Source organism: Roseovarius sp. THAF27, from assembly GCF_009363655.1.
Lineage (GTDB): Bacteria > Pseudomonadota > Alphaproteobacteria > Rhodobacterales > Rhodobacteraceae > Roseovarius.
The window spans coordinates 3,474,045-3,492,816 of sequence record NZ_CP045393.1 but is presented as its reverse complement, the minus strand read 5'-3'; the positions used below and the strand labels follow the sequence as shown (position 1 = coordinate 3,492,816).

The window sequence follows — 18,772 nt, the reverse complement described above, 5'->3', positions numbered from 1 at the left end:
GCCTTTTGCCCTGTCCTGAGCTATCCGGTCCATCCAAGGCCCGATGAAATCGAATTCATCGATTGCAGGAGCGGGATGGAAACACGGTTCGGCTCTTCACGGGACCGCACCTCGCGTAGCAATGCGACCTGCAGGGTATTGACCCGGTCCAGCCCGGGGCGAATCCTGTCGAAACGCGCGCGCATACGCGGAAACCTTTCGGCAATCTTCTCACTCCCGGTCAGGAAAGCGATACCGCTGCATGCGAGCGCGTATTCCTTGGCGATCGCATCAGTCACGCGCCGCCGAATATCGTCATCCGTGACCAGCGACGCGTATTCCTCCGCAATGTCCAGATCGGCCTGGAACAAGGACTTCTCGACCTCGTCGGCAATCAGGCGAAAGAGCTTGGTACGCTCGAACATCGCCAGAAGCGTGTCTTCGCCACGGGTGCCCTGAAACTTCCGGAACGCTTCGATGGCCGAACCGAACCCATACCAGCCGGTGATCAGGTGGCGGTTCTGCGACCATGCAAAGACCCACGGTATCGCCCTCAGGTCAGCCAGCGACGCGGCACCGAACCGGCGCGCGGGACGCGAGCCGATCTTGAGCATTGCCAGTTCCTCGACCGGGCTGGCCTGCTGGAAATAGTCGATGAAGCCGGGCATGTGCAGCAGCGTGGAATAGGCGGTTTGGGACAAGCCTGACAGCGCCTCCAGCGCCTCGTTGAATTCCGGCGCGCGGGGTGGGTCGTCCGCATCCGCCGAATGCTTCAGAACGCTGGACGCCAAAAGCTCAAGGTGCGCGGCGGCGGTACCGCGGTTGGCGTAGTTGGCCGACACCACCTCGCCCTGTTCCGTCAGCCGCATCCGTCCCGAAACGGTGTTGGTCGGTTGCGCCGCGATGGCGCGATCCATCGGCGCGCCGCCACGACTGACCGAACCGCCGCGGCCGTGAAAGAAGACCGGGGTCAGACCTTTCGATTTCAGAACGCGCGTGATCCTGCGCTGTGCCTGGTCAAGCTCGCAGGTCGAGCAGACAAAGCCGCCATCCTTGTTGCTGTCCGAGTAGCCCAGCATGACTTCGATAGCCGAACCGTCCCGCGTCAGGCTGCGCTTCGCCAGCGGAACATCGAGCAGGCCAAGAAGGATATCGGGGGCGGCGCGCAAATCCTCGATGGTCTCGAACAGCGGCACGACCTTGATTTCCAGTGTTTCGGCGCCGAACCCTGCGTACCGGGCCAGCAGGAAGACCCCCAACAGGTCGTCGGACGAGCGCGTCATGGACAGGATGAAGGGGCCTAACGCGGCCGGGTCCGGCCCGTAGCGGCGTTTCGACATCAAGGTCAGCAGGTCGATCAACTCGTTTGCCTGATCGGACAGCGCGTTGCCGTCAGGCGCAGGCAGCTGCGGCTCAGACAGTTCCGACCGAAGCCGTTTCGACCACGCCGGATCGCCATACTCCGGCACGTTGCCATCGTCCCGCTGGCGCCAAATCTCCGCGATCGTTTCTGTTGTTACGGTCGAGTTCTGTCGGATGTCGAGCGTATAGATGCTGAACCCGAAAACCTGTGCCCGCCAGCGCACCGGGCGGATATAACGCTGCGCCAGATGCCGGGCGTCGACCGAGGCGAGCGCGGTCTCGATGATTTCGAGGTCGGTGATGAAATGGCTGACATGGCGATAGGTTTCAAGCCGGTGCAGGATCGCGGAAGTCGCCTGTCGAAAAAGCTCGTTGGGGTTGCGGTCACGGTAGGGTGAAACCGAGGCGAGGCGCTCTAGCTCTGCCTGCATTTCCGAATTCAACGGGACGATCCGGTTGCTAATGCTCAGACGCTCGGCGGCGATGCGCAGATGCTCTCGGTACATGTCCATCGCCGTATCGCGCGCCCGTTTGAGAGCATGGGCGGTACTGTCGGTGGTCACGTTCGGATTGCCGTCACGATCGCCTCCGATCCAGGAGTGGAAGCGGATGCAAGGCGAAACCATGTCGAAGGTCCCGAAGCGGTTCGCTGCCGCCTGCTCGAACTGTTCGAACACCTGCGGCACGGCGTCGAAGATTCCGTCACGGAAGAACTGCAGCCCCCATTCGATCTCGTCGCTCAGGCCGGGACGTTCCAGCCGCAGTTCGCCCGTCATCCATAGAAGGTCGATCTCGCCTTCGATATCGGCCAGAATGCCTGTGCGTTCGCGGGTGGTCCACCGTTGCGCTTCCAGCGCAACGAGGCTGCGATAGATCCTGCGGTGGATTTCCAGGATCGTCACCCGCTTGGCTTCGGTCGGATGCGCGGTCAGGGTCGGTCCGACGGAAAGGCTGGCCGAGATCTCTGCGAGGCGTTCCGGGGTCAGATCATGGCGGTCGAGGGCCTGCGCGAAACTGCTCGGCACGGTTTCGGCCCCGGTTTGCGTTTCGGTTTGGCGCCGGTCGCGGATCGCCGCATTTTCCTCGACGATACGCAAAAGTTGGAACCAGATATTCAGGGCCTGAAGATAAGGCACGGCAGCGGCCCCGGTGGGGATCGCCCCCTCGCTGTCGTTCCGCGCCCATTCGGACACGTGCGGTGCACGTCGTTCAAGGACATTGCTCCACAGCTCGAAAAGTGCCCGGCGCAGGTCGACCGCATAAGCCTCGCCGTCTTGGGTGCCGTCGCAGGCGGCATTCAGCAGGACAGACGGCATCAGACGCTGCCCGCGCTCGGCGAACCTGTCGCACAAACAGTTCTGTCGCCGCAGTTCGCCCGGTGATCAAGATTATCGACCATGACATTCCTCTTGTTGCGGCGCCGGCGTGCATCATACAGCGCCGCCCAGTTCTCGCCCGGTGTCGTTTCCGTCACGCTACCATCCTTGTCCGAAAGCCGCCTTTAGGAATCCGTCAGAATTCGACAGGAATCCACGCATCTCCAGGGACAACGTGCCGAGCCAGAATGACATGACACGTCGGCGCATGACTACCTACACTTGAGTTTGAAGCGGTGTTCAATCGGAACACTGGAGCGAAGGCTTCAAGCGACAGGTTGAAAGACCATTGCTTGCAGGCTCGGCTCAATGGGGTCTGACCGCACCTAGACAGCTTCAGATTGCGCTCGGCGGCAGACCTTGTGCAGTTGCGGGGAAAAGGTGCTTCGTTCCGCAGAGTAGGCCTTGCTCGGATCAATTGCGGACGTGTGATTACGGGCCAAGACAGCCCTTCAGGTCGTGCAGAACGAGTACCTGCTCAGGTTGGAGCTGAAATTTCGGTTTTGACGTATCGTTCTTTTGGTTTGACGCGACGTACCTCGGCAATCGGGCAATTCTGGAGAACAAGTCTATTCGTTTGTTTGTCCCACCGGCTCATTCAACGCCTGAAGCTCTGGATATCGTCCGCCGAAAGGGCATAGCCGATCTCGGCCAGTTGGGTGGACCGCGACGCCGTGCCGAACATGCCGGTGACCGTCACGGGCTCGAACATGCCGGAGCTTTCGAAGGGCGTGCCGGTGGTCACGAAGACCAGCTGGTTCGCCGGGGGCGGGGGCACGTGGACGCAGGCGCCGATGTAAGGCACCAGGATGAACGCGGTGATGCCGGTACCCTCGTGGTCGAGCGGCACGATAAAGCCCGAGATCTGGACGATCTTGCCGGTCCAGTCGGTGCGGATGCCTGTGGATGGCGGCTGACGGGCTGCCATGCTGCTTTCGTCATGCGGCAGGATACCTTGCAGGTTGCCGGGCAGAGACGTGTCGTCCTCTGGCAGAAGGTCGCGCCATTCCAACGCGACCACCGTGTCGGCCAGCGCCTGCCCGGCAAACCCCGATGCGGCGAGGAATAGAAGCATGGACCGACGGGTCAGGCCTTTCACTGCCATTCGTAGACCTCGATCCGCTCGGCGGTCATCCGGTATCCGACATCCGCGATCTGGGTCTTCATGGACTTGGCCGAGAGCCGCCCCGAGACCCAGACCGGATCCCATAGGGAGTCGCTGGGCCAGGGGGTTTTCGTGGTGACGAAGACAAGCTGGTTGGGTGGCGGTGGGGGCGTGTGGATGCAGGCGCCCACGTAGGGCACCAGCATGAAGCTCGTTACGCCTTGGGAATTGACATCGAACGGGATGATATAGCCGGGCAGCTTGATCGGCTTGCCGTTGAGGCGCGTGTTCATCCGCCACGCGTTGCGGTCGTATTCCGGCACCCAGGTGTCATTGGCCTCGTCGATCTTGCCGGGGCCGATGATCTCGCCATAGGGCACGCCCTTGGGGATCAGGTCCGGCCATTCAATCACACGGTACTGGCTGGCCATCGCCCGGCCCGGAAGCAGGGTTGCTGCAAGCATGGCCAGGACGGCCCGGCGAGAGGGATGCGTGCGTGTCATATCCTGACCATCATGCCATCAGACAGCGACAGGCGGTAGGCCCTGAGGGCCGGAAACAGGCTGACAAGCGCCGCCGCGACGATCACACCTGCGAGAGTGGCCAGTTCCCGCCCATTCGGCGGCGCGATCGGTAGCCAGAGGCCGAAGGCGCTGTCCACCACCGGCTGCGTCAGCGCCAGCCCGCCGTAAAGCAGCGCGAGGCCGAGGAGGGCGCCCAAGGCGGCCATCAGCGCCGCTTCCAGCACGAGCAGGCCGAGGATGGTCGACGGGCGCGCGCCCATGGCCCGCCAGATCGCCATTTCCCGCCGGCGTTCGTTGAGCGAGGAAAAGATCATTGCCATCATGCCCAAGAGGGCCGTCACCACAACCATTGCCGACACGCCGATCAGCGCGGTTTCGGCCACGCCGACGATCTGCCACAACTCCTGCAAGGCGACACCGGGCAGGACCGCCAGCAGCGGCTCTTCGGGGTAAGTGTTGATCCAGCGTTGCAGGCCGAAGATCTGAAGCCTTGACTTGACCCCGACCAGCGCGGCCGTCACCGCCGAAGGCGACAGGTCCATCTTACGTATCTGCTCGACGGGCGTGCTTTGGCCGGGAAATTGCGCGCCGGACTGCCAATCGACATGGATCGCCTCAATCGCCTCCAGGCTGACGATGACGGTACGGTCTACCGGGGTGCCGGTGCGGTCGATGATGCCCGCCACGCGAAAGGGCTGATCGTCGTGATGGGTAAAGGACGCAAGCCCGTGTGACACGACGATCGGGTCGCCGACCGCATAGCCCAACGTTGCCGCGACCTCGGCACCAATGACCGCGTCGTAAAGATCTTCCAGCCCGTGGCCATTGCCGATCTCCAAAGACCGACCGCCGCGATACTTGTAGTGCTCAAAGAACGCCTGCGTGGTGCCCATCACCCGGAACTGTCGGTGGCTGTCGCCCAGCGATATGGGCACGATCCAGTCCACCTCGGGCCGGTCGGCGATATCGCGGTAGCTTTCCCAGGTCACGTTATTGGTGGCGTTGCCGATCCGGAATACGGAATAAAGCAACAGCTGAACTGATCCCGAGCGCGCCCCGACAATCAGGTCGGTGCCCGAAATAGTGTCGGCGAAACTGGCCTTGGCGCCGGTGCGCACCTTCTCGACCCCGAGAAACAGCGCGACCGACAGCGCGATGGCCAGCACCGTCATGCTGACGGTCAGGGCGCGCGCCATGAGAGAGCCGAAGGCAAGGCGCAGGATCATGCGGCCTGCCTTTCGACGCAAGCGATGTCAGTGAGGTGCACCACCCGGTCGAACCGCGCGCCCAGCCTTTCGTCATGGCTGACCATCAATAGAGACGAACCCGCAGCCGCGATCTGGCCGAACAAAAGGCCCAGAAACGCATCCTGCGTCGCGGCATCGAGCGCCGAAGTCGGCTCGTCCGCGACGATCAGGGGCGGCTGGCCGATCAGGGCGCGGGCGACGGCGACGCGCTGCTGCTGGCCGACCGAAAGGCGCCCGGCCTTGGCCTGAATGATGTCGCCGGGCAGGCCCAATGCGGTGCACAACCTTGCTGCATCGTCTGGGCCGGCACGCTTGCGCCGTTCCGGCGCGAACTTCAAAGGCAGCAGTATGTTGTCCGACACGCTGGCATAGGGCAGCAGGTTGAATTGCTGGAAAATGACGCCGATCCGCTCGGCCCGGAACCTGTCGCGCGCACCAGCCTGCATGGTGGCAAGATCGGTGCCGGCCAGATCCACCCGACCGGCATCGGCGGTGACGATCCCGCAGACGAGCGACAAGAGCGTGGACTTGCCCGACCCGCTTTCACCCAGAAGCAGAACGCTTTCGCCCCGGTCCAGCCGGAACTCCGGCACCGACATCCCGAAAGACGTCCGCCCCGGCCAGCGGAACCGCACGTCTTGCAGAGTCAGGGCCGGGTCCGCCATCGCTACTCGAAAGCGACTTCGGCGGCGTCTGGCGTCAGTTCCGCCGTGCCCGCACCGGCCTCGGTCACGTATTGAACCTCGATTTCCCCGGCATTGGGGAAGCGCTCGAAGAACGGGAAAGCGATGGAGGTCAGCGCGTCCTCATCCTCGCAGGCAAAGCCGTAGGTGACGTGGAATTCGCTATGCTTGGCCTCGGCCTCATCACCGTGTTCATGTTCGTGCGCGTCGGCCTCCGCTTGATCGTGATCGTGGTCATGATCATGGTCTCCTTCCATGTGCTCATCGGTTTCGTCGTGCTCGTGATCGCCGGTGTGCAAATGGGCCAGCACCGCGTTCAGCTGACAGCCTGCGGCATCGGGTAGGGCCACGATCTCTTCCGGGGTCAGGAATTGACGGATCGCGGCGGCCACGGCCTCCCTGTCCTCGGCAGAGGTCGCTTCGTGCTCGAAGCCGACGATGTCCATGCCCGGCGACAGGAGGTTGATCTCAATCGCACCGTGTTCGATCGCGATCTCGACTGTCGAGACGCCGTGCACATGCGCGTCCAGCTCGCGCGTGTCCTGCGCGATTGCGGATGCGGCGAGGGTCGTGGTGGCCAGGGCCAGATAGATCGGTTTCATGACAGGTCCTTTCAGGGTTCATTGATGAAGTCAGATGCGTGCCAATGCAACGGCGCCAACACGGTACGAGCGCTCAAATCCGTGTGGCTCTGGAAACTTTCAGTAATTGCGTCTCGACCTGGGCGACGGCATCAAGCGCGTCACCAGCCAGCGCGGGCGCGGCCAACTTTTCAGCCGGGATCAGGGAGGAGTTGCATTTCATGTGGTTCGGTCCTCTCCTCTCGTCATGTCTCTGGGTTGCCGGTCCGACAGGTCAGCCTGTCGCGGGCAAGCGTGATCCGCTCTGCCCGGTCGAGCCGGGCCAGGATGGCGTCGGGCGCTTCGCCCTCGGCCCGTGCCTTTTGCCAGATGCGGCGGCACGAGGCGGGCGACCACGCCAGCGCCGCCTGGTGCATCCAGTTGCGCAATGGCTGTGGCAGGGCGTCGAAATCGCGCATCGGGTCGCTGCGCCGGCGGCGGCGCAGGCTGGTGGCGATGTTGCGGCTCATGACTCGTCGTCCGGATCGGTGACCGGGTCCAGCGCCAGCATCAGGCGAGTTTCGCCCGTGCCCTCGATAGGTGGCGATCGGTGCAGCAGGTGAGGATCGGGTTGCGCCGGCCAGAGCGTGCCGCGCATGACGAAGGGCGATCCGGTCGGCACCGTATGGATGGTGGCCGGCACATCGTCACGCGCCACACCGTATTGCGTGCCCGTGCCGCGATAGGTGCACACGAGCCGGGCCGTGACCCTGTCGATGTGGAACCGGCGGCAGGCATTCGTCGTCACCGCGTCCAACCGCAGGCGCAGCCACCGCGTACGTGTCATCTCACCAAACGTGGTCGCCAGCCCCGCGATATCGTCGATGAGGATCCGGCGCTCCGGTGTGTCGGGCATGCTCGCCTCGTCGCAGGCCAAGCTGACGGCCGAGGCAATCTCGGCGGGTCGCACGATGACCCGGGTCGAGGGCAGTACCTCGGGTGGTAGCGTTTCCAGCCAATGCAGCACGGTTTCGAGAAGCCTGCGCTGGCAGATCACGCCCCCCACGCCCGGCAGCCGGATCGCGCCCATGTCCTCGGGGCCATTGACGCTCAGTACGCCCGACCCGGCGCCTTTTGGAACAATCGGGTGCAGGGTCATGCCGCGGCCCTCCGCCAGGCGGGGAACGGGTCGGGTAGGTCGGGCAGTTGGTCCGGTCCCGGTGCCACGCTTTCGGGCACCAGCGCCGCGTCCAGCCGCGCCTTCAGTGTGGGCCAGTCGATACCTGCCCCGATGAACACGATTTCCTGCCGGCGGTCGCCCCAGGGTTCTTGCCAATGCGCCCTCAGGTAGTCCTGCGCGGCGGCGTGGTCGGGGTGCCGTTCTTTCGGCACCGTGGCCCACCATTGGCCCAAGGGTGTGACCGATGACAGCGAATACTCCGCCACCCAGTCGGGCCACGTGGCGATCCAGAAATGCCGGCGGGAGTGTAGAACGGTTTGCATGTAGGCTCCTGTTTGGCACCGGATCTGCAGTCCGACTTGGATCGGGTTCTTTTAACCCGAACGGGAACGCCCTCGGCGGCATGGGCATCGCCCCGGAAAATTCGAGCCGCGTCAGTGTGTTCACGGCGGTTCCGGGATTGTCTCTTTCCGAACATCCTTCAGTTGGTCTCAATCTTCAGCGCGGGTCGCACTGCCGTCGCTTTCCCTGGATAACATGATCAGTGATACTAAATAACATAACAGCGTTATCTTATAGGGTTTTGAGAAACACAAGTGGCAGAATGCTCATGCAGACCAATTTCACTCATGGCGGACCTGCCATTCACAGCCGGTGGTCGCTATTCCACAAGTCTGCAGCGAACGACCGACCTACGCCTGAACTGCCTCGAAAGCGCCCGCTCACGATCTTTTTCGTCAATGTTCAGCCGAGCTTGAAGCGGAGATCAGCAGAGCTTCCTGGAGGTCAGCCTCGGCTCGCGAGAACGCCCATCGGTTCGGCGCCCTTAAGGCGTCGACCGGCTGGACCCGTCAAGCGCTCAAAGCTGACAATAAAAGCGGCCGTCTGGCGCTAACGCAACGAACCCACTGAACCTGACTTGGCTATGGAGCCTCACATCAGGCCGAACAAGCGCGGTATCGTAAGCGAAAGGTCTGGCCAGAAAGTGGTCAGCATAAGTACCGGGAAGGCCACGAATCCCATCAGTCCGAGCGCTGGCATCACGGCTTGCAAGATGGGCACACGGCATATCTTGCAGGACAGGAAAAGCGTGGGCGCGACAGGCGGGCTGTTGGCGCCGATCACCACCGAACAGGCGACGATCGCCGCGAAATGCACCGGGTCGATATCGTTGGCGACCATCAGCGGCAGGAAGAGCGGTGCGATGACCACGGTGACCGAGACGTCGTCCATCAGCGCGCCCGCGACGATCAGGACGAGGTTCACCACCAGAAGCGCGCCCACCGGGGTGGTCACGACCGACTGGATCGCTTCGGTCAGGTCCTGAGGAACACGCTCGAACGCCATGATGCGCGAGATCATGAAGGAAAAGAGCAGGATGAGGATGATCGTGCCCGTCGTTTCGGCAGCGCCGAGAACACTGCGCCCGAGGCTGCCCCAGGTGAATTCGCGATAGATGAGTCCGCCCACGATGAGAGCCGCGACTGCCGCCACGGCGGCGGCCTCGGTCGGTGTGAAGATACCGCCATAGATACCGCCCAGGATGATGATCGGAAGCGACAGGGCAGGCAGCGCATTGAGAGTGACGTGGCCGAAGCTTTGGGTGTCCTCCGCCTCCAGTTCGATTTCGTCGAAGGCGCGGCCGACGAGGAAGCGGTTGTAGAGAATGAGACCGATGATGAGGATGATCGCGGGGCCGATCGTGGCCGCGAAACAGGCGGCGACGGATTGGCGGGTGACGACCGCGAAGAGGATCATGGTGATCGAGGGTGGGATCAGGATGCCCAGCAGGGAGGAGATCCCGAGCAGCGCTGCGATGCGCCCGCGCGGGTAGCCCCGTTGCACCAACGGCTCTGTCATGATCGAGCCGATCGAGGCGATGGCCGCGGTGGCGGTGCCGGAAATGGCGCCGAAGATGCTGGAGGAGAGGACCATGGCCGTGCCCATGCCGCCTCGGCCCGTCGCAAGGCGGCTTACGAAGGCGATGATGCGGCGGGCGATGCCGCCCGACTGCATCAGGTAGCCCGTCAGGATGAAGAGCGGCAGCGCCACGAGCACGACAGAGTTCAGCGATCGAAAGCCCTGTAGCATCAGGGTATTGAGGTTCACGTCATAGACCCAGGTGAGATAGGCGAGAACACCGGCGAAGGACCATGCGACGGGAAGTCCGACGCCCATCAGCAGGATGAGCAAGGGCAGAGCGATGAGGGCGTCCATTGGGTATTGTCCGTGATTTCAGCGGCGCATGAGCCGCCGGCAGGCGTCAATCGCATCGCGCAGGGCGTAGGCGAAACAGCCCACCGCGGCGACGCCTATGGCGAATTGCGGGATCCAGAGAGGGATTTGGAAGGCGGGCGTGCTTTGCGGGCGTTTCATGCCCCAGGTGAACATGTGGTAGGCCCAGACCATGAAGAAGCAGGTAACCACGATGGTCAGCGTCGCGATGAGCAGGTCATGCGCCGCCTTGCCGCGCGGGTTCTTGAGGCTACCGGCGATCCAGTCAACGGTCAGGTGTTCGTGGCGCCGCGAGGCGATGACCGCTCCCACCATGTAGAGGGCGACCGCGGCCAGCATGATCAGCTCGTGCAGGCCCACGACCGAGAGGCCCAGCACATAGCGCGCCACCACGAGAAAGAACATGAGCCCCACCACCGCGGCGGAAGAGACCACCCCGATCACGTTCAACACGATCGCGATGGCCCCGCCGATGCGGCCCAAGGCCGATGTGCGTTCAGAGCTCGCCGGCATTCGCACGGATCGTGTCCATGATCTCGCTTCCGATGCGCTCTTCCATAAGCGGCCAGACGGCCTCGCGCACCTTCTTGGCCATTTCTGCAAGCTGTTCATCGGAGGGTTCGATGTACTCCATTCCCGCGGCCTTGGCCTGTTCGATGTAGTACTGGTCACGCTCCTGCGCCTGATCGAAAGCTTCTTCCATCACGGTCAGCGCTGCGTTCTGCACCACCTGCTGGTGCTCTTCCGACAGGTCTTCCCAAGCGCCGGTGTTCATGGCGATTACGCCGGTGACAAATTGCATCTTGGTCTGGTTGTAGTAGTCCAGAACATCCCGGAAATACTCGTAGTCCCAGTAGATGATGTTGGCGCCGTCGCCGTCGACCACGCCGGTCTGGATGGCGGTAAAGACCTCGGACCAGTCGATCGTCGCGGTCTGGTAGCCCAGTGCCTGCACCGACTCGGCCATCGGGAACATGGCGGGCACGCGGATCTTGAGATCGGATGCCTCTTCCTCGCTCATGGCGTACTTATTCGCCGAGGCGATGCCGTTGAAGCCTTCGGGCCACGGGCCGAAGAACTTGAGGCCGAGATCATCGTAGATGCCAACCAGCATGTCGTTGACCCAGCCGCCGGGCTTGTAGGCTTCGAACGCCTCTTCCCAGCTGGTGACCATGTAGGGCGTGAAGAGCACGCCCAAGCGTTCGTCGTAGGCCGTGATCGGCCAGTTGATCATCATGTCGATATCACCGGCCACGAAGAGGTCGAAGACCTCGGCCTGGCTGCCCAGCTCGTTCTGGTAGAAGACATCGACCTGAACTTCGCCGTCCGTGCCTTCTTCGATCAGCTCGGCCCAACGGTCGAGCGCGTCGCCGGAAGGCGAGCCCTTGGCCCCTGAGTCAGTCGCCAGCTTGAGCTGGGTCTCGGCCAGGGCCGGGGCGGCCGCAAGCATGAAGACCGAAGCGGTCAAGCACAGGATTTTCCTTGCAAACATATTGATTTCTCCTGCTGGATGTTCCGCTGCTTTGTCTCCTGCAGCGTGTGGTTTGAGGATGTGGTCACGTTTGTACTATACTGTCAATCGGTACGCTCTACGCTCATTCTGCAGCACGGTCGAAGCCTTGAGATCTTCCCGACGCGCTTTGTCTTCCGGCCTTTCATGCTTCGTGCCGGTTCTGCCACAACTCCCATTTGAACCGCGTGCGCACACCGAGGTCGAGAAAGGGGCGCGGTGGTAACAGACTGGGCGAACCGAGGCTTTCCATATCCGCTATCAGAGGATTGTCTTGGCCGGTTGCGACGTCAGCTGCAAGGATACCGCCAAAGGTGCCCTTCGTGACGCCGACCGCGTTCTGGCAGACCGCCGACCAGATATTCGGTGCGACCTGACCGAATGCCGGCGAGGCATTGCGGGACAGGCAGACGAAGCCGCTCCAGGTATGTTCCATCTCGACCGCCTCGAGCCCCGGAAAACGCTGATCGAAGAGCCTCTTGTGTCGCTGCTTCACCGCATCCTGCTCTCCGGGATTGATCCGCTGGCTGGGGCGGTAGTTCAGACCTTGCCGGATCAGGATCCGGTGGTCGGACGTGTAGCGCATGGTGATCCCGGCAAAGGCGTTGGCTGGGGTGAGACCCCAGGGGCGCGGGGCGCCGTAGATCCGCCGTTCCTCCTCGGTCAGGGGGCGAGTCAGGCTGGCATGGGCAATGAGGTGCAGAAACGTGCGCTGGTGAAAGCCGAACTGCTCGGAAAAGCCGTTGGCCGCCAGGATCATCTTGGGCGCGCGCACCGACCCCTTGGCCGTGGTGAGCCGAACGCCGTTCGCGTATTCGGCCTCGATCACCGGCGAATTCTCGTGTAGCTGGACGTTGTCGGGCAAGGTGTCGGCCAGACCCCGGGTCAGCGCGGCGGGGTTCATCAAGACACAGCCGGGCGTGTAGACGGCCGCGGTGAAATGCGGCGACCCGAGCGTCTGTCGCAGCGCGTCGCCCTCGATCCATTCGAAGGGTTCGCCCAGCGCCTCGAGCTCTTTGCGGAAAGGTACGAGGACCTGTTCGGTCCCTCGGGGCGAGACGGCCGCGTGGTACTTGCCCGCGCGGGACCAGTCGCAGTCGATGCCGTGCCGTTCGACCACGCCTTCGAGGTGATTGAGCGACATCCGCGCGAGTTTCATGAAGCGGTGGCTGCCCTCCAGTTCGTCAAGCGAGGAGCCGACATTGTGAGGCAGGTCGATGCCGAAACCCGAGTTCCGGCCCGACGCGTTCTCGCCCGCCTGGCCTGCATCGATCAGGACGATCTTTTCGTCGGGACGGTTCTCGGCCAGGCGCCGTGCGGCGGCGAGGCCGGCATAGCCCGCGCCCAAGACGATCCAGTCGGCGGCCACGTCGCCCTGCAGTTCGGGACGGGGCATGCGGTCGGGCAGGATCGCGCTCCAACCGTTGGTCTTGTCATCCGCGGGAAGCCTGGTGATCTGCATCTTTCAGGCTTCCTTGGCCCAGTCGGCCGGCTCGATCGCGAAGAACACCAGCGCATCTTCGGCCACGTATGTGAGCGCGGTGCCCTTTGGCAGCCAGATGCTTTGGTGCGGTTCGACGGCAAGATCGCCATCGGCTGTGCGCACCGTCAGGCTGCCCTCCAGCACGAGGATCACCTCGTCATACTTGATGGTCCAGGGGATTTCGGCCTGCTTGAGTTTGACATATCCGCTGCCGAGCCGGGTGCCGTCTTCCGGCCCGCTGAGGGTCGCCGCCTTGGCCATGTGGCCGTATTCGAAGCGCGGCGTGAATGTGATAGCGTCCGGCGAAACAACGCGGGCTGGCGATTTGTCAGGCATCGCGATTCTCCCTCATCCTGTCAGAAAATCTTCCTTGTTGACCACAAGCCATACAGTCCTGTATCTTTCCATGCAACCCTGTACGGAGAGTGCCGATGGCCCTCGTCTCGACTGACGCAAGGCAAGTTAGACAGCCCCGGTTGACAAGTGAGGACTGGATCGAATGCGCCTTGACCGTGCTGGTCGAGAGCGGGATCGAGGCGGTCCAGATCACTGCCCTGTCCCGGCGGCTGAACGTGACGCGCGGCAGCTTCTACTGGCATTTCGAAAGTCGAGAATCCCTGCTCGATGCCTTGTTGACGGAATGGCGTGCTCGCAATACCGGGGTGATGGTCGAAGCTTTGGCAGGGTCCGACTCGCTGGACGACGGTATCCTTGCGCTGTTCTCGGTCTGGGTGGACCATCGCAGGTTCGACCCGCGCCTCGACCAGGCGATCCGCGACTGGGCTAGACGCTTCGAGAAGCTGCGGTCCTCGGTCAAGGCGGAGGATGCGGCCCGGGTCCAGGCGATTGCGGCCTTCTTCGGGAAGCACGGATTTGATCCTACCGAGGCGTTCATCCGAGCCCGGGTGATCTATTTCACGCAGATCAGCTATTACGCACTGCATCTGGAAGAGGACGAGGCGCTGCCGGAGCGCATGAGCTATCTGGAGGCCTATTTCCGAAGCTTTACGGGACGGGACATTTCCCCGGAAACCGCCGCTAAATATCGGGCGCGTATTCTGGATGGCGGTGACGCATGACTGTCGCCGCCGAGACCGGCAAACGCAGGCGCGGCCGTGCTGCGAAACGCCACCGCAAGCCCGAGGCGGCGTTCGATGCGGCCTGGCGATGCTGGCGCAATCCTTATCCGCCGATAGAGCAGTTCAACGCAGCAGAGATTGAGGCGATCCACACGGCGTCGATGCAGGTTCTCGCGGATGTTGGGGTTCGGGTCCTGAGTGAAGAGGCGCGACGGATTTACGTCGCGGCGGGCATGACGGATGCAGGCGAGCAGGTGGTGCGCTTTGATCCGGACCTGGTGGAAGCTCTGGTCTCGAACACGCCGTCCGAAACGACGCTCTATGGCCGTGGCGACAGCCGGAATGTAACCATCGGTGGCAAGATGGTGGGTGTCTGCACGACCGGTGGAACCCCTAATTTTTCGGATGCGAGGAACGGTCGGCGCCCCGGTAGCTTGGCCGCTTTGGATGACCTGTGCCGGGTGGCGCAAGCCTTTGATGTCATCCACATGATCGGCCCGTTTGTCGAGGCGCAGGACATTCCGCCCAACCTAAGGCATCTCGCAATGACCCGTTCCGTGCTGACGCTGACGGACAAGGTGCCTTTCGTGTTTTTCCGCGGAACCCAAGCCGTGGCCGACGCGTACGAGATGATCCGGATTGCGCACGATCTTACGCAAGAGGCGTTCGTGGAGACCCCGGTGAGTTACTCGGTTGCGAATTCCAACTCTCCGCTGCAGCTCGATCACCTTATGTGCCGCGGGATAATCGATGCTGCGCGTGCAGGGCAATTGATGGTACTGACGCCTTTTACCCTGGCCGGGGCGATGGCGCCCGTAACATTGGCGGGTGCCTTGACCCTTCAAAATGCCGAGGCGCTGGCCGGAATCTGCCTGAGCCAGATCGTTCGACCCGGCGCGCCTGTCTGCTATGGCAGTTTCACCACCAACGTTGACATGAAAACCGGGGCGCCGGCCTTTGGGACGCCTGAATACACCAAGGCGGCATTTGCTTCCGGGCAATTGGCGCGACGCTACAAGATCCCGTTGAGATCGTCGGCCGTGACGACCTCGAACGCGCCGGATGCGCAGGCGGCCTATGAAAACCAGATGTCACTTTGGGGCGCCCTGATGGGAGGGACCAACCTTTTGCTGCACGGCGCCGGTTGGCTGGAAGGCGGGCTTACAGCCTCGGCGGAAAAATTCATTATCGACGTGGAGCAGCTGCAAATGTTCGCCGAACTGTTCAAGCCGGTTGAGGTCAGCGAGCAAACCTTGGGGCTCGAAGCCATCGGCGACGTTGGGCATGGGGGGCACTATTTCGGTACGCAACACACGCTTGATCGGTTCGAGGCCGCATTCTACTCGCCGCTGTTGTCCGATTGGTCCAACTACGAAAACTGGGTCGAGCGCGGAGCCCTTACGGCGACGGACAGGGCGCACCGGATATTCTGTGAGACAGTCAACGCGCATGAACCTCCCGCAATGGATGCGTCACGTCTGGAAGAGCTGGATGATTTCATTGCACGCCGCACCGCTGAAGGGGGTGCGAACCTAGACAGGTAGTTCGAGAGTGAAGTGAGGGAACGCTGACCAGTAAACCTTCGAAGATGCAGCCGTTTAGCGCGCTGAAATTACGGTGGCCTGTTCCGCTCATGTGCGACGCAACAGGTAGCTGTCCATTATCCAACCGTTTGCGGCGCGCGCTTCGCTGCGTTTTTCCACGATTTTCTGCCCGACGTCGATGAGAGCACCTTCGATGAGGATCTGTTTCTCGGAGCCGAGATACGCGCCCCACCAGATATGAAGGCCGGTCGGGTCGATCTGCTGGAATGAGCAGAGTCCGTCCAGCATCACGACTGCGGTGGTTTCATTTTCAGGCAGGCCGCCGTCGCGAAGTTGGCGTCCGGTGGTGATGCGCACGGGACCGTCCACGGTATTGAGCGGGATGCAGTGGGCCGCGGTGAGTGCCTGAATTGCCGTGATGCCGGGCACGACGCGGATCGCCGGTATTGGAGTGAGACGTTCGGCGATCCGTATGGTGCTGTCGTATAGCGAAGGATCGCCCCAGACGAGCAGAGCCACCGGCCCGTCGACGGATTGCCCGCCCAGGGCCGCGATCCAGCGTCGGGCGATCTCGTCGTGCCAGGCGGCGACGCGTTCCATGTAAGGCAGGTCGGGGTCGCGTACCGGGTATTCGAAGGGCACGATGCGGGCCGTGCTGCCGGACGCGGTGATGATGGCGCGTCTGAGATGGGCGAGATCCTCTTTGTCGTCGCCTTTTGTCGGCAGCAGTATGACGGCGGCGTTCCGCAACGCATCCGCTCCTTCGAGGGTGACATGCGCGGGGTTGCCCGTTCCGATCCCGATGAGCCAGAGATTTTCGATCATTGGAAGGGTCCGGTTCTGGCCCGTCGCGGCGCGCCGAGGGGGCGGGGATGTGGGGCGCGTCGTTGCATCATGTGTCCGCTAGCGATCCGTAAAGGATGAGCGCGGGATGGTCGCCGCTCTCTTGCGCCAGCAGGTCCGACAGGGTTGCGACGGTGTGGCGGGTGATCTTCTGTTCCGGGCGGCTGACGGCTTCGGCCAGGATCGCGGGGGTCGCGGGCGGAAGGCCCGCGTCGATCAGGCGCGCGGCCAGTTGCGGAAAGGTGCGCTTGCCCATGAAGACGACGGTGGTCGCGGCCGGGTCTGCCAGGGCGGCCATGTTGACGTCCTCGGGCAGGGCGCCGGTGACGTCGTGGCCGGTGATGTATTGTACGCGCCGTGCCGTCAGGCGGCGGGTCAGAGGAATGCCGGCGGCGGCCGCGGCGGCATTCGCCGAGGGAACGCCGGGGATGATCTCATAGGGAATTTGCTCGGCCTTGAGGGCGACGATTTCTTCTTCCAGTCGACCGAACACGCCGCTGTCGCCGGATTTCAGACGCACCACGCGCTGATCCAGGCGGGCGTAATCCACCAGCAGGCGGCTGACGTGGTCCTGCTTGGGCGAGTTGCGCCCGGCCCGCTTGCCCACGCCCACAAGGTCGGCGCCGCGCCGTGCGTGGGCCAGGATCGGGCCCGAGGACAGGTCGTCGAAAAGCACGGCGTCGGCACGTTTGAGCCGGTCGACGGCCTTGAGCGTCAGCAGATCGGGGTCGCCCGGTCCCGAGGACACGAAGGACACGAAGCCGGTCATGGCGTTTCGTCCCCGGTGATGAGGTGAAAGAAGGTGCCGGAGACGTGACCCCGGGTCGAGCCGGTTTCCGGCACCGGGTTGCCATCGGCATCCGCCACCTGCGCCAGCGGTGCGTCGGGCTGGTCGAGGATGGTGGAATAGTGGAATTCATGACCGCGCAGGGTTGCGCCTGAATCGAATCCCGGCATCGGGGCCGAAAGGGTCGCGCGGCGGTATCCGAGGTGGAACTTGCGCTTTTCGTAGGAGGTGACGAGGCCGAGAAGCCTGGCCATTTCGTGGCGCGTTCCCTCCTTGTCGATCAGTGCTTGGCCAAGCGCCATGTAGCCGCCGCATTCGCCATGCACAGGCTTTGATTCGGCGTGTTTGCGCAAGGCGTCGCGGAACCGCGTGGCGGCGGCAAGCTTGCCTGCGTGCAGTTCGGGATAGCCGCCGGGCAGCCAGACGAGATCGGCGTCGGGATCGGGCGCCTCGTCCGCCAGGGGAGAGAAGGGCAGGATCTGGGCCCCGGCGGCGTGCCAGCCTTCCAGCAGGTGCGGGTAGGTGAAGCTGAAGGCCGCGTCGCGGGCGATGGCGATGCGTTGCGCCGGGGGGCGGGGCAACGCGGCGGGCGCGGGCAGGGGGGCGCCTCGGGCGGCGGATTTGATCGCGTCCAGATCGACATTCTCGCGCAGGAAGGCGGCATAGCCGGCGATGGCGGCGTCGAGGTCGGGATGTTCGACCGCCTGGATCAGCCCCAGATGCCGTTCCGGCAGGGTGAGGTCGCCGCGCCGGGGCAGGACGCCCAGCACGGGCAGCCCCGCGCGGTCCATCCCCAGCCGGGTCAGCCGTTCGTGGCGGGGCGAGGCGCAGCGGTTAAGGATGACCCCGGCGAAGGGCAGGTCGGGCATGTATTGCCGGAATCCCAGCGCTGTGGCGGCGGCGGATTGCGCCTGGCCGCCCACGTCGAGCACCAGCACCACGGGCCAGCCCATGGCCTGCGCGGTTTCAGCACTTGAACCGAAGCCTTGCTGGCCACGCGTTGCGACGCCGTCATATAGCCCCATTGAGCCTTCGGCCACGCAGATATCCGCGCCCGCCGCCTGCCCAGCGATGGCCTGCCAAAGCCCCTTGCCCATGGCCCAACCGTCAAGGTTGAAGCTGTCGCGCCCGCAGGCGGCTTTGTGAAAGGCGGGGTCGATGTAATCGGGGCCGGACTTGAACGGTTGCACGTTCAGCCCGTCATCGGCCAGCGCCCGCAGGAGGCCCAGCATCACGGTCGTCTTGCCGGTGCCCGACGACGGCGCGGAAATCAGC

General features: G+C 63.4%; 20 protein-coding genes and 1 pseudogene. 2 read left to right on the top strand and 19 right to left on the bottom strand.

What is annotated here, in order from left to right:
* Positions 1-20: 20 nt before the first annotated feature.
* The 16 genes and pseudogenes from FIU89_RS17335 to FIU89_RS17270 all read right to left on the bottom strand — a co-directional run bounded on the left by FIU89_RS17335 (position 21) and on the right by FIU89_RS17270 (position 13,580).
* Positions 21-2,657 carry a phosphoenolpyruvate carboxylase gene (locus tag FIU89_RS17335; protein ID WP_152493745.1) on the bottom strand — a complete coding sequence of 879 codons (2,637 nt, stop codon included), beginning with the start codon at positions 2,655-2,657 and terminating at the stop codon, positions 21-23.
* The gene (locus tag FIU89_RS22355; protein WP_172978155.1) at positions 2,657-2,815 is read right to left on the bottom strand and encodes a hypothetical protein; all 159 of its coding nucleotides are present in this window, start codon (positions 2,813-2,815) and stop codon (positions 2,657-2,659) included. The genes FIU89_RS17335 and FIU89_RS22355 overlap by 1 nt, the downstream gene beginning before the upstream one ends.
* Before the next feature lie 500 nt (positions 2,816-3,315).
* Positions 3,316-3,792 (bottom strand): DUF3299 domain-containing protein, encoded by a 477-nt coding sequence (locus tag FIU89_RS17330; protein ID WP_254701721.1) that lies wholly within the window; start codon positions 3,790-3,792, stop codon positions 3,316-3,318.
* A 20-nt stretch (positions 3,793-3,812) separates the two neighbouring features.
* Positions 3,813-4,325, bottom strand: coding sequence for a DUF3299 domain-containing protein (locus tag FIU89_RS17325; RefSeq protein ID WP_172978154.1), 513 nt, complete (start codon positions 4,323-4,325; stop codon positions 3,813-3,815).
* Positions 4,322-5,572, bottom strand: coding sequence for an ABC transporter permease (locus FIU89_RS17320; protein ID WP_152493743.1), 1,251 nt, complete (start codon positions 5,570-5,572; stop codon positions 4,322-4,324). The genes FIU89_RS17325 and FIU89_RS17320 overlap by 4 nt, the downstream gene beginning before the upstream one ends.
* Positions 5,569-6,258 carry an ABC transporter ATP-binding protein gene (locus FIU89_RS17315; protein ID WP_152493742.1) on the bottom strand — a complete coding sequence of 230 codons (690 nt, stop codon included), beginning with the start codon at positions 6,256-6,258 and terminating at the stop codon, positions 5,569-5,571. Before FIU89_RS17315 ends, FIU89_RS17320 begins: the two co-directional genes overlap by 4 nt.
* Positions 6,259-6,260: 2 nt before the next feature.
* Positions 6,261-6,878, bottom strand: a complete 618-nt coding sequence (locus FIU89_RS17310; protein ID WP_152493741.1) for a DUF2796 domain-containing protein — start codon at positions 6,876-6,878, stop codon at positions 6,261-6,263.
* 73 nt (positions 6,879-6,951) lie between these two features.
* A complete protein-coding gene (locus FIU89_RS22865) occupies positions 6,952-7,080 on the bottom strand; it encodes a hypothetical protein (RefSeq protein ID WP_302848997.1) in 129 nt (42 codons plus the stop codon).
* Between the two features lie 22 nt (positions 7,081-7,102).
* On the bottom strand, positions 7,103-7,366 hold the full coding sequence (locus tag FIU89_RS17305) for a DUF6525 family protein (protein ID WP_152493740.1): 264 nt from the start codon (positions 7,364-7,366) through the stop codon (positions 7,103-7,105).
* Positions 7,363-7,995 carry a DUF1826 domain-containing protein gene (locus FIU89_RS17300; protein ID WP_152493739.1) on the bottom strand — a complete coding sequence of 211 codons (633 nt, stop codon included), beginning with the start codon at positions 7,993-7,995 and terminating at the stop codon, positions 7,363-7,365. The genes FIU89_RS17305 and FIU89_RS17300 overlap by 4 nt, the downstream gene beginning before the upstream one ends.
* A pseudogene (locus FIU89_RS17295) lies at positions 7,992-8,330 on the bottom strand (GTP-binding protein); the annotation flags it as partial. The pseudogene FIU89_RS17295 and the gene FIU89_RS17300, both read right to left, overlap by 4 nt.
* Positions 8,331-8,949: 619 nt before the next feature.
* Complete coding sequence (locus FIU89_RS17290; RefSeq protein ID WP_152493737.1) at positions 8,950-10,233, bottom strand: TRAP transporter large permease; 1,284 nt, start codon at positions 10,231-10,233, stop codon at positions 8,950-8,952.
* A gap of 18 nt (positions 10,234-10,251) precedes the next feature.
* The gene (locus tag FIU89_RS17285; protein WP_152493736.1) at positions 10,252-10,764 is read right to left on the bottom strand and encodes a TRAP transporter small permease; all 513 of its coding nucleotides are present in this window, start codon (positions 10,762-10,764) and stop codon (positions 10,252-10,254) included.
* Complete coding sequence (dctP, locus tag FIU89_RS17280; RefSeq protein WP_152493735.1) at positions 10,748-11,743, bottom strand: TRAP transporter substrate-binding protein DctP; 996 nt, start codon at positions 11,741-11,743, stop codon at positions 10,748-10,750. The genes FIU89_RS17285 and dctP overlap by 17 nt, the downstream gene beginning before the upstream one ends.
* A gap of 163 nt (positions 11,744-11,906) precedes the next feature.
* A complete protein-coding gene (locus tag FIU89_RS17275; protein WP_152493734.1) occupies positions 11,907-13,223 on the bottom strand; it encodes an FAD-binding oxidoreductase in 1,317 nt (438 codons plus the stop codon).
* Between the two features lie 3 nt (positions 13,224-13,226).
* Complete coding sequence (locus FIU89_RS17270) at positions 13,227-13,580, bottom strand: ethanolamine utilization protein EutQ (protein WP_152493733.1); 354 nt, start codon at positions 13,578-13,580, stop codon at positions 13,227-13,229.
* A 140-nt stretch (positions 13,581-13,720) separates the two neighbouring features.
* On the opposite strand from FIU89_RS17270, the gene FIU89_RS17265 reads away from it, so the two are divergent.
* Together FIU89_RS17265 and FIU89_RS17260 are read left to right on the top strand one after the other, a co-directional pair.
* On the top strand, positions 13,721-14,323 hold the full coding sequence (locus tag FIU89_RS17265) for a TetR/AcrR family transcriptional regulator (protein ID WP_172978153.1): 603 nt from the start codon (positions 13,721-13,723) through the stop codon (positions 14,321-14,323).
* Positions 14,320-15,867 carry a trimethylamine methyltransferase family protein gene (locus FIU89_RS17260; protein WP_152493731.1) on the top strand — a complete coding sequence of 516 codons (1,548 nt, stop codon included), beginning with the start codon at positions 14,320-14,322 and terminating at the stop codon, positions 15,865-15,867. Before FIU89_RS17265 ends, FIU89_RS17260 begins: the two co-directional genes overlap by 4 nt.
* 87 nt (positions 15,868-15,954) lie before the next feature.
* On the opposite strand, the gene cobF is transcribed toward FIU89_RS17260, so the two are convergent.
* From cobF to FIU89_RS17245, 3 genes are all read right to left on the bottom strand, one after another.
* Positions 15,955-16,692 carry a precorrin-6A synthase (deacetylating) gene (gene cobF / locus FIU89_RS17255; RefSeq protein WP_152493730.1) on the bottom strand — a complete coding sequence of 246 codons (738 nt, stop codon included), beginning with the start codon at positions 16,690-16,692 and terminating at the stop codon, positions 15,955-15,957.
* Between the two features lie 67 nt (positions 16,693-16,759).
* Positions 16,760-17,479 carry a uroporphyrinogen-III C-methyltransferase gene (gene cobA, locus FIU89_RS17250; protein WP_152493729.1) on the bottom strand — a complete coding sequence of 240 codons (720 nt, stop codon included), beginning with the start codon at positions 17,477-17,479 and terminating at the stop codon, positions 16,760-16,762.
* Positions 17,476-18,729 carry a cobyrinate a,c-diamide synthase gene (locus FIU89_RS17245; protein WP_254701888.1) on the bottom strand — a complete coding sequence of 418 codons (1,254 nt, stop codon included), beginning with the start codon at positions 18,727-18,729 and terminating at the stop codon, positions 17,476-17,478. Before FIU89_RS17245 ends, cobA begins: the two co-directional genes overlap by 4 nt.
* Between the last annotated feature and the right edge of the window lie 43 nt (positions 18,730-18,772).

Excerpts from the sequence above, each read along its gene's own strand:
- FIU89_RS17335 (WP_152493745.1), bottom strand. The coding sequence starts at position 2,657 with ATGCCGTCTGTCCTGCTGAATGCCGCCTGCGACGGCACCCAAGACGGC.
- FIU89_RS17330 (WP_254701721.1), bottom strand. The coding sequence starts at position 3,792 with ATGCTTCTATTCCTCGCCGCATCGGGGTTTGCCGGGCAGGCGCTGGCC.
- FIU89_RS17325 (WP_172978154.1), bottom strand. The coding sequence starts at position 4,325 with ATGACACGCACGCATCCCTCTCGCCGGGCCGTCCTGGCCATGCTTGCA.
- FIU89_RS17320 (WP_152493743.1), bottom strand. The coding sequence starts at position 5,572 with ATGATCCTGCGCCTTGCCTTCGGCTCTCTCATGGCGCGCGCCCTGACC.
- FIU89_RS17315 (WP_152493742.1), bottom strand. The coding sequence starts at position 6,258 with ATGGCGGACCCGGCCCTGACTCTGCAAGACGTGCGGTTCCGCTGGCCG.
- FIU89_RS17310 (WP_152493741.1), bottom strand. The coding sequence starts at position 6,878 with ATGAAACCGATCTATCTGGCCCTGGCCACCACGACCCTCGCCGCATCC.
- FIU89_RS22865 (WP_302848997.1), bottom strand. The coding sequence starts at position 7,080 with ATGAAATGCAACTCCTCCCTGATCCCGGCTGAAAAGTTGGCCGCGCCC.
- FIU89_RS17305 (WP_152493740.1), bottom strand. The coding sequence starts at position 7,366 with ATGAGCCGCAACATCGCCACCAGCCTGCGCCGCCGCCGGCGCAGCGAC.
- FIU89_RS17300 (WP_152493739.1), bottom strand. The coding sequence starts at position 7,995 with ATGACCCTGCACCCGATTGTTCCAAAAGGCGCCGGGTCGGGCGTACTG.
- FIU89_RS17290 (WP_152493737.1), bottom strand. The coding sequence starts at position 10,233 with ATGGACGCCCTCATCGCTCTGCCCTTGCTCATCCTGCTGATGGGCGTC.
- FIU89_RS17285 (WP_152493736.1), bottom strand. The coding sequence starts at position 10,764 with ATGCCGGCGAGCTCTGAACGCACATCGGCCTTGGGCCGCATCGGCGGG.
- dctP (WP_152493735.1), bottom strand. The coding sequence starts at position 11,743 with ATGTTTGCAAGGAAAATCCTGTGCTTGACCGCTTCGGTCTTCATGCTT.
- FIU89_RS17275 (WP_152493734.1), bottom strand. The coding sequence starts at position 13,223 with ATGCAGATCACCAGGCTTCCCGCGGATGACAAGACCAACGGTTGGAGC.
- FIU89_RS17270 (WP_152493733.1), bottom strand. The coding sequence starts at position 13,580 with ATGCCTGACAAATCGCCAGCCCGCGTTGTTTCGCCGGACGCTATCACA.
- FIU89_RS17260 (WP_152493731.1), top strand. The coding sequence starts at position 14,320 with ATGACTGTCGCCGCCGAGACCGGCAAACGCAGGCGCGGCCGTGCTGCG.
- cobF (WP_152493730.1), bottom strand. The coding sequence starts at position 16,692 with ATGATCGAAAATCTCTGGCTCATCGGGATCGGAACGGGCAACCCCGCG.
- cobA (WP_152493729.1), bottom strand. The coding sequence starts at position 17,479 with ATGACCGGCTTCGTGTCCTTCGTGTCCTCGGGACCGGGCGACCCCGAT.
- FIU89_RS17245 (WP_254701888.1), bottom strand. The coding sequence starts at position 18,729 with ATGCTGGGCCTCCTGCGGGCGCTGGCCGATGACGGGCTGAACGTGCAA.